The 14,177-nt window shown below is 60.6% G+C and carries 11 protein-coding genes; 6 read left to right on the forward strand and 5 right to left on the reverse strand.

Annotated elements, in window-relative coordinates; genetic code table 11:
- The first annotated feature begins 213 nt into the window (after positions 1 to 213).
- Positions 214 to 738, forward strand: a complete 525-nt coding sequence (locus tag AB4Z35_RS28915; protein WP_442101007.1) for a DUF6586 family protein — start codon at positions 214 to 216, stop codon at positions 736 to 738.
- 94 nt (positions 739 to 832) lie between these two features.
- Entirely contained in the window at positions 833 to 1,066 is a 234-nt protein-coding gene (locus tag AB4Z35_RS28920; protein ID WP_046041430.1) for a hypothetical protein, read from the forward strand.
- Between the two features lie 93 nt (positions 1,067 to 1,159).
- On the opposite strand, the gene sulA is transcribed toward AB4Z35_RS28920, so the two are convergent.
- Complete coding sequence (gene sulA, locus AB4Z35_RS28925) at positions 1,160 to 1,636, reverse strand: SOS-induced cell division inhibitor SulA (RefSeq protein WP_442101008.1); 477 nt, start codon at positions 1,634 to 1,636, stop codon at positions 1,160 to 1,162.
- 10 nt (positions 1,637 to 1,646) lie between these two features.
- A complete protein-coding gene (lexA, locus tag AB4Z35_RS28930; RefSeq protein ID WP_007995278.1) occupies positions 1,647 to 2,255 on the reverse strand; it encodes a transcriptional repressor LexA in 609 nt (202 codons plus the stop codon).
- A gap of 229 nt (positions 2,256 to 2,484) precedes the next feature.
- Between lexA and AB4Z35_RS28935 the strand changes: the two genes are divergently transcribed.
- The 3 genes from AB4Z35_RS28935 (at position 2,485) to AB4Z35_RS28945 (ending at position 5,111) form a co-directional block, all read left to right on the forward strand.
- Entirely contained in the window at positions 2,485 to 3,192 is a 708-nt protein-coding gene (locus AB4Z35_RS28935; RefSeq protein WP_095965241.1) for a TetR/AcrR family transcriptional regulator, read from the forward strand.
- Positions 3,193 to 3,350: 158 nt separating this feature from the next.
- A complete protein-coding gene (nagZ, locus tag AB4Z35_RS28940; RefSeq protein ID WP_442101009.1) occupies positions 3,351 to 4,361 on the forward strand; it encodes a beta-N-acetylhexosaminidase in 1,011 nt (336 codons plus the stop codon).
- A 12-nt stretch (positions 4,362 to 4,373) separates the two neighbouring features.
- Complete coding sequence (locus AB4Z35_RS28945) at positions 4,374 to 5,111, forward strand: S-methyl-5'-thioinosine phosphorylase (RefSeq protein WP_442101010.1); 738 nt, start codon at positions 4,374 to 4,376, stop codon at positions 5,109 to 5,111.
- A 144-nt stretch (positions 5,112 to 5,255) separates the two neighbouring features.
- On the opposite strand, the gene AB4Z35_RS28950 is transcribed toward AB4Z35_RS28945, so the two are convergent.
- The 3 genes from AB4Z35_RS28950 to mfd are packed head-to-tail and all read right to left on the reverse strand — an operon-like array spanning position 5,256 to position 11,994.
- Complete coding sequence (locus AB4Z35_RS28950; protein WP_442101011.1) at positions 5,256 to 7,949, reverse strand: SNF2-related protein; 2,694 nt, start codon at positions 7,947 to 7,949, stop codon at positions 5,256 to 5,258.
- A 6-nt stretch (positions 7,950 to 7,955) separates the two neighbouring features.
- The gene (locus AB4Z35_RS28955) at positions 7,956 to 8,534 is read right to left on the reverse strand and encodes a CsiV family protein (protein WP_442101012.1); all 579 of its coding nucleotides are present in this window, start codon (positions 8,532 to 8,534) and stop codon (positions 7,956 to 7,958) included.
- Between the two features lie 10 nt (positions 8,535 to 8,544).
- On the reverse strand, positions 8,545 to 11,994 hold the full coding sequence (gene mfd / locus AB4Z35_RS28960; RefSeq protein WP_442101013.1) for a transcription-repair coupling factor: 3,450 nt from the start codon (positions 11,992 to 11,994) through the stop codon (positions 8,545 to 8,547).
- Between the two features lie 363 nt (positions 11,995 to 12,357).
- Here mfd and AB4Z35_RS28965 point away from each other — a divergent pair, with 363 nt between their 5' ends.
- Complete coding sequence (locus AB4Z35_RS28965; RefSeq protein ID WP_007984273.1) at positions 12,358 to 13,821, forward strand: glyceraldehyde-3-phosphate dehydrogenase; 1,464 nt, start codon at positions 12,358 to 12,360, stop codon at positions 13,819 to 13,821.
- The last annotated feature ends 356 nt before the right edge of the window (positions 13,822 to 14,177 follow it).

The raw sequence follows: 14,177 nt of genomic DNA on the forward strand, positions 1-14,177 counted from the left end.
GTCGTGAGTCCGGCTGACGCGGTCTGCCTGACGTACCGCAATGACTGATTTTACGACTGCTTCGCAGCCGAACGCAGCCTCGCGGGCTCGGCAGCTGCTACAGATCGCATTAGCGCTTAACTGACTGGCATTAGGGGCTTGCGGTCGGATCGGCTGATCCACGACACTGTCCAACCTGCATGAAGCAATTATTTCGTTGTGGAGGCTGCCGTCATGGCCCACGAACTGTATACCCGCACCAATCAGAAGATTTATTTCGCCGGCTTGTCGCTCGAAGCGCTGGCCCGCACTGAAGAGGGGCGGGCGATGAATTCGCTGGCGCTGATCCAGGCCGGACGCGAATCCGCGCTGTTTCACCTGTACGGCGCGCTGTTGGGCCTGTGTCACGAAATCGCCGGTTTCTATCGCCTGCCTCAGGCCAATGCGCCCCGTGCAGAGTTGTTGCTGACTCGCGAAGTGCTGGAAACCATCGCCATTCCGGAAATGGCTGAGCTGGTCGAGCTGGCCAATAACCCGGAGACCTGGCTGGCCAAACTGTTGGCTGCCTATGCTGCGTTGTTTCAGCCGCCGCGCGCGCCCCACAAGCCAAAAGGGGACGTGACCCAGCCACTGATTCAGGCTGTCAATCTGGATGAAGAGGAGGCTCCGGAAGAGCTGAGTCGGGAAGAGCTGGAGAGTTGGCGTCAGAACCTGAAAGGATTGGCGATCCGGTTTCGTGAAGGGTTGAACGAGTGCTGACACAAGCCGCTGGGTAATGACATCTGGTCAAGATCCCAAGCGAAGCCCGAGCGATGCCTATATAATCCCCGCCTTTCGTGGAGAACAGTCCTTTATGCCAACGTCCTTTCTAGAAATTGTCGAGTTACCAGACGGCCGTATCGAGCTGCGCAGGGCCGAGGACGAAGGTTCTCTGGTTACTTTGGATTTCTCCGAGGATGCCAAGGCGTTCCTGCAAGGACAACACGTGGAAGTCGCCAAGGCGATGTTGAGCGTGGGTGTTCAGATGGCCGGTCGCCTGGTTGAAGGCGAATTCGACAAGGAAGAGGGGTCGCGGGTTCTTCATTGATCCCCGTCTGTCGCTTTTCTTGATGTTGTTACTCATCGGCTTCTCTGCCCCTGGAGAAGCCTTGCGCGGTGAAGCACGCGTCTTGTCTGCCGGTTAACCCAATCGAATATTCAGGCTCTGAGCGTCCCCGGTACGGGCGGCGCTGATCAGTTGTTGCCGTGATTGGGGGCTCAACGGGTTGATCCAGCTGACCACCGTGTGGCTACGACCCAGGCGCAGAGCTTCGCAGGTCAGTTGCTGGGCACTCTGGGTACCCCGTGGTTGCAGCAACAGAATGCGTTCGCGGTTGAGGCCGGCATCTCGCAACCAGGCTTGAGTCAGGCTGGCGGGCGGCGCGATCAGTGTCAGCCAGCGTGCGTCCTGGTCCTGGCTCAACTCCCTGAGGATCGGTGCCAGAAGGTTCAGGCAGTTCCCGGCTGCACCACGCAGTGACAGCTCGCTGAAAACGTCAGGTTCGGCGCTCCAGGGGGACTCGACTACGTCTTTCAGAATCGGCGCCAATGGCTGTGCCATGAACGCTTCGAACAACGGCAGTTGGGTTTGCTGTGGTGATGTCTGCGGGAACTGCATGGTGCCTCCTTTAGCGGCGAATGACGCCGACACTCAAGCCTTCGATCACCAGTTCCTGATCTTGAAGGTTCACTTCAATAGGGGCGAACTCGGGGTTCTCGGCGATCAGCCAGACTTTGCTGCCGTCGCGCTTGAAACGCTTGACGGTCACTTCGTCGCCGATTCGCGCCACCACGATCTGGCCGTTACGGGCTTCGCGGGTGGTGTGGACCGCCAGCAGGTCGCCGTCGAATATGCCGATGTCCTTCATGCTCATCCCATGGACGCGCAGCAGATAGTCGGCGCGCGGATGGAAGAAGGCAGGGTTGATATTGCAGGACTCTTCGATGTGTTGCTGCGCAAGAATCGGGGCGCCGGCGGCGACCCGGCCAATGATCGGCAGGGTGGAATCGTCGGCCTTGGCTTCGAAGCCGGGGATACGAATGCCACGGGAGGCGCCAGGCGTCATCTCGATCGCCCCCTTGCGGGCCAGTGCCTTGAGGTGTTCTTCCGCCGCATTGGGTGACTTGAAACCCAGTTCCTGAGCGATTTCCGCACGGGTGGGTGGATATCCGTTGTCTTCCAGGCAGCGTTTGATGAAGGCCAGAATCTCTGCCTGTCGTGGCGTCAGCTTTAGCATATTGATCGCTCTGTTTTTTTATACAGTGACTGGGATTATATACAGTGAGGCGGTCTTGGCAATGCTCCATTTTTCAGTCGCCGCCGGACGGTCAATCAGTCAGTGGATTGAAGCTTCGCCGTTGTGTGGTTAAATGTCTGACCGACCATTCCCGAAACGAACTGCCAGGCTTGACAAGGCACAGGCTGAAACGTATGTTTCAAACAAGTGTTTGTCAGGCGGAGTAGCCATGGCCCAGTCGGAAACCGTTGAACGCATTCTTGATGCAGCCGAGCAATTGTTCGCGGAAAAAGGTTTCGCTGAAACCTCGTTGCGTCTGATCACCAGCAAGGCGGGTGTCAACCTGGCGGCGGTGAACTATCACTTCGGTTCGAAGAAGGCGTTGATTCAAGCGGTTTTCTCGCGGTTCCTCGGGCCGTTCTGCATCAGCCTCGATAAAGAGCTGGAGCGGCGTCAGGCCAAGCCTGACATCAAGCCGACACTCGAAGAGTTGCTGGAAATCCTTGTCGAGCAGGCACTGGTGGTGCAGCCGCGCAGTGGCAACGACCTGTCTATCTTCATGCGTTTGCTGGGACTGGCGTTCAGTCAGAGCCAGGGGCACTTGCGTCGTTATCTGGAAGACATGTACGGCAAGGTGTTCCGCCGCTACATGATGCTGGTCAACGAAGCGGCGCCGCGTATTCCGCCCATCGAACTGTTCTGGCGCGTGCACTTCATGCTGGGTGCGGCGGCGTTCAGCATGTCCGGTATCAAGGCCTTGCGGGCGATTGCCGAAACCGATTTCGGCGTGAACACCTCGATCGAGCAGGTCATGCGTCTGATGGTGCCGTTCCTGGCCGCCGGCATGCGTGCCGAATCCGGAGTCACCGACACGGCCATGGCCACGGCCCAGTTGCGTCCGCGTAGCAAATCGACACCGGTTGCCGCCAAGGTTTAACCGCACACGGGTGGGCGTGGCAGCTGACATCCGCTAAGCTAGCCGCCCATGCCGACTCTCGTTCTGAACCCGTTTCCCATTGATATCGCCAACCTGCCGGGCACAGCGCCTGGCGGCGAATTCGTGTGGGCCGGGTTTTCTGTTATCAAGGAAATTCTATGACTGCTGGCTTGCAAGGCTCGTTGATGGTGGACGTCGCCGGTACCTGGCTGACGGCCGAAGATCGCCAATTGTTGCGCCAGCCAGAAGTGGGTGGCTTGATCATCTTTGCCCGCAACATCGAGCACCCGCGTCAAGTACGTGAGCTCAGCGCCGCGATCCGCGCCATTCGTCCTGATCTGCTGTTGGCCGTAGACCAGGAGGGTGGCCGCGTGCAGCGCCTGCGCCAGGGTTTCGTGCGCTTGCCCGCCATGCGCGCCATTGCCGACAACCCGAACGCCGAATACCTGGCCGAGCAGTGCGGCTGGATCATGGCGACCGAAGTGTTGGCCGTTGGCCTGGACCTGAGTTTCGCCCCGGTGCTGGACCTCGATTACCAGCGCAGCGCCGTGGTCGGCACCCGTTCGTTCGAAGGTGATCCCGAGCGCGCTGCCTTGCTCGCGGGTGCATTCATCCGCGGCATGAACAGCGCAGGCATGGCGGCCACCGGCAAGCATTTCCCTGGTCATGGCTGGGCCGAGGCTGATTCCCACGTCGCGATTCCCAACGACGAACGCAGCCTCGACGAGATCCGCGCCAACGACCTGGTGCCGTTTGCCAAACTGAGCAAGCAACTGGCCGCGGTCATGCCGGCCCACGTCATTTATCCACAAGTCGATTCCCAGCCCGCAGGTTTCTCCCGCCGCTGGTTGCAGGACATCCTGCGCGGCGAGTTGCAGTTCGATGGCGTGATCTTCAGTGACGACCTGTCCATGGCGGGGGCTCACGTGGTCGGCGATGCCGCCAGTCGTATCGAAGCGGCGTTGACGGCCGGTTGCGACATGGGCCTGGTGTGCAACGACCGTGCGGCCGCCGAGCTCGCCCTGAGCGCTGCCCAGCGTCTGAAGGTCAAGCCTTCCGAGCGGATTGCGCGGATGCGCGGCCAGTCGTTTGCCAGTACCGAATACCGTCAGGACCCGCGCTGGCTCACCGCTGTCGGCGCGCTCAAAGAAGCTCAATTGATTGATTAAGGACTGTTCGTTATGACGGTTTACGCGATTATCGGTGGTACCGGCCTGACTCAGCTCGAAGGCCTGAGCATTCGTCAGTCACTGGCAGTGGACACGCCTTATGGCGCACCTTCGGCCGACGTTCAGATCGGCGAGTATGCCGGCAAGGAAGTGCTGTTCCTCGCACGTCACGGCCATCCGCATCGATTTCCGCCGCATCAGGTCAACTACCGCGCCAATCTCTGGGCGCTGCAGCAGGCTGGGGCGCAAGCCATTCTGGCGGTCAACGCCGTGGGCGGCATCCATGCTGCCATGGGCACCGGGCATTTCTGCGTGCCGCATCAGTTGATCGACTACACCAGCGGTCGTGAGCACACTTACTTTGCCGATGACCTGGAACACGTCACCCATATCGACTTCAGCTACCCCTACAGCGAACCGTTGCGCCAGCAACTGATTGCGGCATTGGCGGCTGAAGGTGTGGGGTATAGCAGTCATGGTGTGTATGCGTGCACCCAGGGGCCTCGACTGGAAACGGTTGCTGAAATCGCCCGGCTGGAGCGCGATGGTTGCGACATCGTCGGCATGACCGGCATGCCGGAAGCGGCCCTGGCCCGCGAGCTGGAACTGGATTACGCCTGTCTGGCGCTGGTGGTGAACCCGGCGGCGGGCAAGTCGACGGCGGTGATTACCATGGCCGAGATCGAGCAGGCGTTGCATGACGGCATGGGCAAGGTGAAATCGACGCTGGCGCGGGTGCTCAAGGGCTGAGTCTGCCTTGGCACCGAGTTGGTCCCTTCGCGGGCAAGCCCGCTCCCACATTTGATTTGTGTCTAGCCTCAGCAGTGGAGGCAGTACAAAACCACTGTGGGAGCGGGCTTGCCCGCGAAGAGGCCGGTTCAGGCGCCAAAAATCTCAACGTTTTTCGAGATTTTCCGGCAGCGGCGCAAACAACGCCTCGATATCATCGCTCTGCAGTTTCCAGTCCCCGGCCTTGCGCCCATCCAGCACGCCTGCCGCGAGATCGGATTTTTCCTTCTGCAGGTGCTGGATCTTCTCTTCTACCGTGCCGCGAGCAATCAGCTTGTAGACAAATACCGGCTTCTCCTGACCAATGCGATACGCCCGGTCAGTCGCCTGGTTTTCCGTCGCCGGGTTCCACCACGGGTCGTAATGAATCACCGTGTCCGCTTCGGTCAGGTTCAGGCCAACGCCACCGGCTTTCAGGCTGATCAGAAAAATCTGACGCTTGCCGCTCTGGAATTCCTTCACGGGGGTGCGGCGGTCGCGGGTCTGGCCGGTCAGCAGGGCGTAGGCCACGCCGCGTTTGTTCAGTTCGTCTTCGATCAGTGACAGCATTGAAGTGAACTGCGAGAACAACAGGATCCGCCGGCCTTCCTCGAACAGTTCTTCGAGCATTTCCATCAGGCTGTCGAGCTTGCCTGACGTGCTGCCGCGAGTTGGCAGGGTGGCCTCGTTGACCAGGCGCAAATCGCAGCACACCTGACGCAGCTTGAGCAGTGCTTCCAGAATGATGATCTGGCTGCGGGCCACGCCTTTGCGGGTGATCTCGTCGCGGACTTTCTTGTCCATGGCCAGGCGCATGGTTTCGTACACGTCGCGTTGGGCCTCGTTGAGTTCGACCCAGTGGATGATTTCGGTTTTCGGCGGCAGCTCGGTGGCCACCTGTTCCTTGGTGCGGCGCAACAGGAAAGGCTTGATCCGGCCGTTGAGGTGCTGAAGCCTGACCTCGCTGGTGCGTTTTTCAATCGGCACGCGGTAATCGCGGTTGAAGCTTTTGACGTCGCCCAGCCAGCCGGGCAAGAGGAAGTGAAACAGCGACCACAATTCACCGAGATGGTTTTCCAGCGGTGTGCCGCTCAGGCACAGGCGCTGCCGGGCATTGAGCTCGCGGGCGGCCTGGGCGGCCTTGCTGCCGGGGTTCTTGATGTATTGCGCTTCATCCAGCACCAGTATGTGCAAGGGCTGTGCCGCCAGGCGTTCGACATCCTTGGGCAGCAGCGCATAGGTGGTCAGGATCAGATCGTAGTCGGCCAGCTTGTCGAAGTGTTTTTTGCGACTCGCACCGTACAGTGCCAGCACTTTGAGCTGCGGCGTAAAGTGCGCCGCTTCGTCGAGCCAGTTGGGGATCAGGCTGGTCGGCATCACGACCATGCACGGCCGATCGAGGCGGCCGGCGTTTTTCTCGCTCAGAACGTGCGCCAGTGTCTGCAGGGTTTTGCCCAGGCCCATGTCGTCCGCCAGAATCCCACCCACTTCCAGTTGCCGCAACGACTGCATCCAGCTCAAGCCTTCGAGCTGATACGGACGCAGCGTCGCATTCAAACCTTCCGGGGCGGTGGCCGTGTGGTCCTTGATGTCGCGCAAGCGCTGGGCAAAGGTGCGGATCTGTTCTCCACCCTCCCAGAGCAGTGGCATGTCTTCCAGCGGGTTCAGGCGCGTGGCATCGGCCTTGCTCAGACGCAGCGTGGTGTCGCCGGGTTCCTGCAGGTAGAACTCGCCGAGGGTGGCCAGCACCGGCTTCAAGCGGCCGAAGGGCAGGGCGACTTGCAGCGGGCCGTGTTCGGAGTTCGGGCGATTGGGGATGTTGACCAGGATCAACTCGTCGTCGCGTCGTCGGGCAAGACGTTCCGGGTTGAGGATTTCGGTGTGGGAGCGCATCAGGTTGAGCAGGATCGGCAACAGGCTCAGGCGTTCGCCGTTGACGATGATCCCCAGTTCCAGGTCGAACCAGTCGCGCTCCGGTGCCTGTTCGACCGTGGCGTACCAGTCGTCTACCGCTGTCAGGTCGAAACCGAAGTCCTCGTCGATCTGCAATTCCCAGCCTTGGGTGCGCAGCTTTGGCAGTTCATTGAGGGTAAAGGTCAGCCAGGCGCTGTCATTGACCATCTCGAACAGCTCGCCGGCACTTTCCGGCAAGGCCTTGCTTTGCCGGGTGGCGATTTTGAAACCGAGGATTCGCAACTGTTCCCGGTAGGACTGTTCCACTTCCGGGTGGCGTTTTATCCGCAGTGTCTGGGATTCCTGACGAATCAGGATGTCGGCGTTTTTCTGTCCTGAAACGTACTCGTCCAGGTAACTGAAAGACAACGCCGCGCGATGCTGAATGTACCGCTGCATTCGACCGTTGCGCGGTTCGAACGCGCTGAACTCGATGCTGGCCAGCCACAGTCGCGGGACGGGCTGCACATTGTCCACCAGCACTTGCGGCGGGGCTTTCGGGCTGCGGTTTTCCAGGACTGCCTGGAGTTTTTCCAGGAGTTCGGCGTCTTTGGCGGCAGCGGGGTAGTCGAGGGTTTCCTGCACTTGCAGGAGCACCGCTGCGCAATGTTTGCAGTTGTTGTGGACCGGGCAGGAGCAGGTGGCGTCGACCATCAGCAGCGTGCCCTTGGCTGACTCGCGAAGGCGAATGGTCTGGCGGTAAACGTTACTGCCAGAGCCTTCGCAAGCGGCGATGATCGTGGCGTCGCCGGCTTCAACGATCCTGACACGATTCTCCAGCGCGTAACGGCGGCCTCGCTCCAGGCTCTGTTCCTTGAATCGGCTGACCCAGGAAGGTGCCAGGGGTTTGCTCAGGGTCGCGGACATTGGGAATCAGTCCGGAATTTCTTCAGGAGCTGCTCGGGGTGCGGGGGCGGTCAGCGAGGTGATCTTGATCAGCAGGCCGAGGTGGCCGTTGTCGAGGAAGTTCAACTGGCCATTCTTGGTGTGGCTTTCCTGTTTCAGGCGCTCGCTGGCGGTCACCATGCCATTGGCATCGATCTGATTGACCCAGAAATCGGCGTCGACGTCGGTAAAGCGTCCCAGTTTCATGTTCAGCGTGCCCTCGATCGGGAACTGACCATACTGTTCCTTGCCGTCGCTGATCGCCACTTTGCTGGCGTTTTCGCCAAGGGTCTGTTGCCAGGCCTTGTGCAGCAACACCGTGTAGTCGGCGCTGCTGGTGAGTTTTTCCACCTCGCCATTCAGGCTTGGTGTACGCAGGCTGTCGGGGCTGACGGGTTGGGCGCCTGCCGCCCAGTCTTCCGGCGCGGCGCGACTGACAATCGCCGGCACGGCGTTTTGACGGACCAGAATCATTTCGACCTGATACAGGTCATCGGCAAATGCCGTGGGTGCAACCAGCGCTGGCATTAGCAGGGACAGCAAGGTCAGTGAGCGAAACAGGCGCATGCGGCGTCCTTCAAGCAGTTTTCGGAACGAGGCGCTCGAACAGCGCCTCTATAGTATTAAAGCGCTCTTCCGGGCGCTCCATCGGAACCATGAACTTGAACATCGTGGCGCCTTCGAATTTGTAGCGTTTTGGCTGGCTCTGGATCAGTTTGATCAGGGTCAGCGGGTCGACCGGCGTCTGTGCAGCGAACTCGACGCGACCGCCTTGCGGACCGCCATCGACTTTCTTGATGCCCAGTTGCTCGGCCTGCAATTTCAATGCGGTGATGCGGATCAGGTTCTTGGTCGGCTCCGGCAACAGGCCGAAACGGTCGATCATCTCCACCTGCAAATCCTTGAGGCCGTCCTCGTCGGTGGCCGAGGCAATGCGCTTGTAGAGAATCAGGCGGGCATGGACATCCGGCAGGTAGTCCTCAGGGATCAACGCCGGTACGCGCAAGTTGACTTCCGGACCGCCGCCGAGCGGTTGATCGAGGTTCGGCTGCTCGCCCTTGCGGATCGATTTCACCGCGCGCTCGAGCATTTCCATGTACAGCGTGAAGCCGACAGCCTGGATCTGCCCGCTCTGACCGTCRCCSAGCAGTTCGCCGGCGCCACGGATTTCCAGGTCGTTGGTGGCRAGCACGAAGCCTGCGCCGAGGTCCTGGGTATTGGCAATCGCTTCCAGGCGCTTTTCCGCGTCCGGGGTGATTTGCTGGCGCGGTGGCGTCAGCAGGTAGGCGTAGGCCTGGTGGTGGCTGCGTCCGACCCGGCCGCGCAGCTGGTGCAGCTGTGCCAGGCCGAACTTGTCGGCGCGCTCGATGATGATGGTGTTGGCGCTCGGTACGTCGATGCCGGTCTCGATGATGGTCGAGGCGATCAGCACATTGAAGCGCTTGTGGTAGAAGTCGCTCATCACCTGTTCGAGTTCACGTTCGCGCATCTGCCCGTGACCGATGCCGATCCGTGCTTCCGGTACCAGTTCGGCGAGGTCGGCGGCGCATTTCTCGATGGTCTTCACGTCGTTGTGCAGGTAATAGACCTGGCCGCCACGCAGCAGCTCACGCAGCAAGGCCTCTTTGACCGTGCTCTTGTTCTGCTCCATGACGAAGGTGCGTACCGACAGGCGACGGGCCGGCGGCGTGGCGATGATCGACAGGTCGCGCATGCCCGACACCGCCATGTTCAGCGTGCGCGGAATCGGCGTGGCGGTCAGGGTCAGGATGTCGACTTCGCTGCGCAGGGCCTTGAGCTGTTCTTTCTGGCGCACACCGAAACGGTGTTCCTCGTCGATGATCACCAGCCCGAGGTTTTTGATCTTCACGTCGTCCTGCAGCAGCTTGTGCGTGCCGATGACGATGTCGATCTTGCCTTCGGCCAGGTCCGCGACCGCCGCATTCACTTCCTTGGCCGACTTGAAACGGCTCATCACTTCCACGGTCACCGGCCAGTCGGCGAAACGGTCGCGGAAGCTGTTGTAGTGCTGCTGGGCGAGCAGGGTGGTTGGCACCAGGATCGCCACCTGGCGACCGCCGTGCACGGCAATGAAAGCGGCGCGCATCGCCACTTCAGTCTTGCCGAAGCCGACGTCGCCGCACACCAGGCGATCCATCGGCTTGGGCGCAAGCATGTCTTCGCGCACCGCTTCGATGGTGGTTTGCTGGTCGGGTGTTTCTTCGAACGGGAAACCGGCGCTGAAGGTGGCGTAGTCGGCCTTCGGATCGGCGAATGCGTAGCCTTCACGGGCGGCGCGGCGTGCATAGATGTCGAGCAACTCGGCGGCCACGTCACGCACCTGTTCGGCGGCCTTGCGCTTGGCTTTCTGCCAGGTCTCGGAGCCAAGACGGTGCAGCGGGGCCAGGGCATCGTCGCTGCCGGTGTAGCGGGCGATCAGGTGCAGGTTGGCCACCGGCACATAAAGCTTGGCACCTTCGGCGTATTCCAGGGCGAGGAATTCAGCGGTCTGGCTGTCGATTTCCAGGGTCGCCAGGCCGAGGTAGCGGCCGACGCCATGGTCAATGTGCACCACCGGCGCACCTTCGCGCAGCTCGGTGAGGTTCTTGATGACGGCATCGTTGTTGGCATCGGCGCGCTTTTCACGGCGACGACGCTGCATCACGCGCTGGCCGAACAGCGGGCTTTCGGCGACGAGGGCCAGGGCCGGGTCGTCGAGCAGCAAGCCTTCGTCGAGCGGGGCGATGGTGATCGCCAGGCGTTCCTTGCCGGCGACAAAGTCCGGCCAGCTGTCGACGGTTTTCGGTCGCAGCTTCAGGCGTTCCAGCAGTTCCAGCAGCACTTCGCGGCGGCCTGCGGATTCGGCGGTGAACAGCACGCGACCGGGGAACTGGTCGAGGAATTCGGCCAGTGCCGCCATTGGCTGAGTGGCCTTGGCTTCGATGGCCAGGTTCGGCAGCTCCCGAGCGGGGAAGCGCTCGCGGCCGCTACCGCTTTCCACGTCCTGTTGACTGGCCACCACGCGCGGCCAGTTCTTCAGGCGCGCGAAGCAGTCTTCCACCGGCAGGAACAGTTCGGCGGGCGGTAATAAAGGGCGGGACGGATCGACGCGGCGTTCTTCATAACGATTGCGCACGTCGTTCCAGAAATTTTCCGCGGCTTGTTCGATTCCCGGCAGGGAAAACACTTGCGTGTCCTGGGGCAGGTAATCGAACAGTGTCGAGGTTTCATCGAAGAACAGCGGCAGGTAGTACTCGATGCCAGCCGGCGTAATCCCGCTGCTCAGGTCCTGGAAGATCGGGCAGCGGCGGAAGTCGACGTCAAAACGCTCGCGGAAGCGTGCCTTGAAACGGGTGACCGCTTCTTTTTGCAGCGGGAATTCCCTGGCCGGCAACAGCTTGACCGAGTCGACTTTGTCGATGGAGCGCTGGTTCTCCGGGTCGAAGGTGCGCAGGGTTTCGATTTCATCGTCGAACAGGTCAATGCGATACGGCAGCTTGCTGCCCATCGGGAAGAGATCGATCAGCGAGCCGCGTACAGTGAATTCGCCGTGTTCATACACCGTGTCGACGTAGCGATAGCCCGTGGCTTCGAGCCGGGTGCGCATTTGCTCGACGTCGAGCTTCTGGCCGATATCCAGCACCAGGCTGCTGCCGAGCAGGAATTTAGTCGGCGCGAGGCGATGCAAGGCGGTCGTGATAGGCACCACCAGCACGCCATGGCTCAGTTCCGGCAGCCGGTACAGGCTGGCGATGCGCTGGGAAATGATGTCCTGGTGCGGCGAGAACAGATCGTAGGGCAGGGTTTCCCAGTCGGGAAAGTGCAATACGGGCAAATCCGGGGCGAAGAAACCCAGCTCCTGTTCCAGCCGTTCGGCACTTTGGCTGTCGGCGGTCAGCAGCAGGGTAAAGCGCTTGGCAGCGCTGGCGGCCTCGGCGATGGCCAGGCACAGGGCGGCACCGGGCAGGTTGCCCCAGTGCTGTTTACCTGCCGCGGCAGGGAGAAGCGGTAGACGCAGAACGGGCACGGAAGGTTGAGCTCCAAGCGTTGCGACAAAGTCGGTAATTGTAGCGGTCTACGATGCCGCCTGTCAGTTGCTGACTGTGTCTAAAGCGCCGGTTTGGCGAAATGTAGTGGTAAAGACAAGATTCGGCGGTTTTTTACCTGAAATTACTGAATATGTAGTGGCAAATACAACGAGTGTTACGGAGGGTTACGGATAAGGAGGCGTGACCTCCAAAAAATTGACTGTGCTGAAAGCCCCGGTTTTATTGGGCTGGCGCGAGGCGTAATTTTTTTGAACGACGATTTGTTACGTAAAGCACGACGGGCGCGCATTGCTACGGCTGTCACTCGGCGGCATAATGTAGCCCCTTTTTTCTGCCCCTACATGTGGAAGGTTCCCGTGACTCAGAAGCCCGACCAGTGTCTTGGTGAATGGATCGACCGTGAAGCACTCGCAGAAGCGATGATTCCGCTTATCGGTCAGCTTTACCGCAATAACAATGTGGTAAGCTCGATCTATGGCCGCAGCCTGATCAATCGTTCAGTCATTGCGATTCTCAAAGCTCACCGCTTTGCTCGTCACCGTCAGTCCGACGAAAGCGAGCTGTCCGTCCACGAAACATTCCCGCTGATCAAGGCGATGAGCGAGCTCAAGCTCGGTGCCGCTTCGGTGGACCTGGGCAAGCTGGCGGCCAAGTTCAAGGCCGAAGGCAATGGCCGTACTGCCGAGCAGTTCGTCCGTGAAGAACTGGCCGACGTGGTTGGCCAGCAAAACGCATCCGCCCGCAAAGGCACCGACGTTGTCCTGTACGGCTTCGGTCGCATCGGCCGTCTGCTGGCGCGCATCCTGATCGAGAAAACCGGTGGTGGCGACGGCCTGCGTCTGCGCGCCATCGTTGTCCGCAAGGGCGCCGAGAACGACCTGGTCAAGCGTGCCAGCCTGCTGCGCCGCGACTCGGTCCATGGCCCGTTCGATGGCACCATCACCATCGATGAAGCCAACAACACCATCACCGCCAACGGCAACCTGATCCAGGTTATCTACGCCAAGAGCCCGGCCGAAGTCGACTACACCCAGTACGGCATCGAAAACGCTCTGATCGTCGACAACACCGGTGTATGGCGTGACGCTGACGGTCTGGGCCAGCACCTGGCCTGCCCGGGCGCTGCCCGCGTGATCCTCACCGCACCTGGCAAGGGCGCGCTGAAGAACATCGTGCACGGCATCAACCATGGCGACATCAGCCCTGACGACAAGATCATCTCGGCGGCTTCCTGCACCACCAACGCCATCGTGCCGGTGCTCAAGGCAGTCAACGACAAGTACGGCATCGTCAACGGCCACGTCGAAACCGTTCACTCGTTCACCAACGACCAGAACCTGATCGACAACTTCCACAAGGGCAGCCGTCGTGGCCGCGCCGCGCCGCTGAACATGGTAATCACCGAGACCGGTGCCGCCACCGCAGCCGCCAAGGCGCTGCCAGTGCTCAAGGGCAAGCTGACCGGCAACGCGATTCGCGTTCCTACGCCGAACGTGTCGATGGCCATCCTGAACCTGAACCTGGAAAAGGCCACCACTCGCGAAGAGATCAACGAGTACCTGCGCCAGATGGCCATGCACTCGGATCTGCACAAGCAGATCGACTACGTGAGCTCCCAGGAAGTGGTTTCCACCGACTTCGTTGGCTCGCGCCACGCAGGCGTAGTGGACGCTGAAGCGACCATCACCCAGGATAACCGCGTTGTTCTGTACGTTTGGTACGACAACGAGTTCGGTTACAGCTGCCAGGTGGTTCGCGTGATGGAAGACATGGCCGGTGTAAACCCGCCAGCATTCCCGCGCTAAGCCTTAGCTGCAAATGAAAACGCCCCGACCCTGGTCGGGGCGTTTTTGTTTGTGGATTTCTGTAGGAGCGAGCCTGCTCGCGAAAAAATCACAGGCGGCGCGGTTCTCCAGGCAGCGCGCGTCATCATTCACGTCCTTCGCGGGCAAGCCCGCTCCTACAATGAAAACGCCCCGACCTTGGTCGGGGCGTTTTTGTTTGTGCGTTTGTCAGTAGGAATATGTTGCCTGTGCTGGCCTCATCGCGAGCAAGCCCGCTCCCACAGGGTCTGGTGGTGTTTGCACGGTCGTGATCACACCCGCCATCCAGTGTGGGAGCGAGCCTGCTCGCGATAGCGATCTGAGAGAACTATCAATGC

It is taken from the genome of Pseudomonas sp. KB_15, from assembly GCF_052114525.1.
GTDB lineage: Bacteria > Pseudomonadota > Gammaproteobacteria > Pseudomonadales > Pseudomonadaceae > Aquipseudomonas.

What these genes read in the sequence shown, in the direction of transcription:
- AB4Z35_RS28915 (WP_442101007.1), top strand. Translation starts at nt 214, where the DNA reads ATGGCCCACGAACTGTATACCCGCACCAATCAGAAGATTTATTTCGCC.
- AB4Z35_RS28920 (WP_046041430.1), top strand. Translation starts at nt 833, where the DNA reads ATGCCAACGTCCTTTCTAGAAATTGTCGAGTTACCAGACGGCCGTATC.
- sulA (WP_442101008.1), bottom strand. Translation starts at nt 1,636, where the DNA reads ATGCAGTTCCCGCAGACATCACCACAGCAAACCCAACTGCCGTTGTTC.
- lexA (WP_007995278.1), bottom strand. Translation starts at nt 2,255, where the DNA reads ATGCTAAAGCTGACGCCACGACAGGCAGAGATTCTGGCCTTCATCAAA.
- AB4Z35_RS28935 (WP_095965241.1), top strand. Translation starts at nt 2,485, where the DNA reads ATGGCCCAGTCGGAAACCGTTGAACGCATTCTTGATGCAGCCGAGCAA.
- nagZ (WP_442101009.1), top strand. Translation starts at nt 3,351, where the DNA reads ATGACTGCTGGCTTGCAAGGCTCGTTGATGGTGGACGTCGCCGGTACC.
- AB4Z35_RS28945 (WP_442101010.1), top strand. Translation starts at nt 4,374, where the DNA reads ATGACGGTTTACGCGATTATCGGTGGTACCGGCCTGACTCAGCTCGAA.
- AB4Z35_RS28950 (WP_442101011.1), bottom strand. Translation starts at nt 7,949, where the DNA reads ATGTCCGCGACCCTGAGCAAACCCCTGGCACCTTCCTGGGTCAGCCGA.
- AB4Z35_RS28955 (WP_442101012.1), bottom strand. Translation starts at nt 8,534, where the DNA reads ATGCGCCTGTTTCGCTCACTGACCTTGCTGTCCCTGCTAATGCCAGCG.
- AB4Z35_RS28965 (WP_007984273.1), top strand. Translation starts at nt 12,358, where the DNA reads ATGTGGAAGGTTCCCGTGACTCAGAAGCCCGACCAGTGTCTTGGTGAA.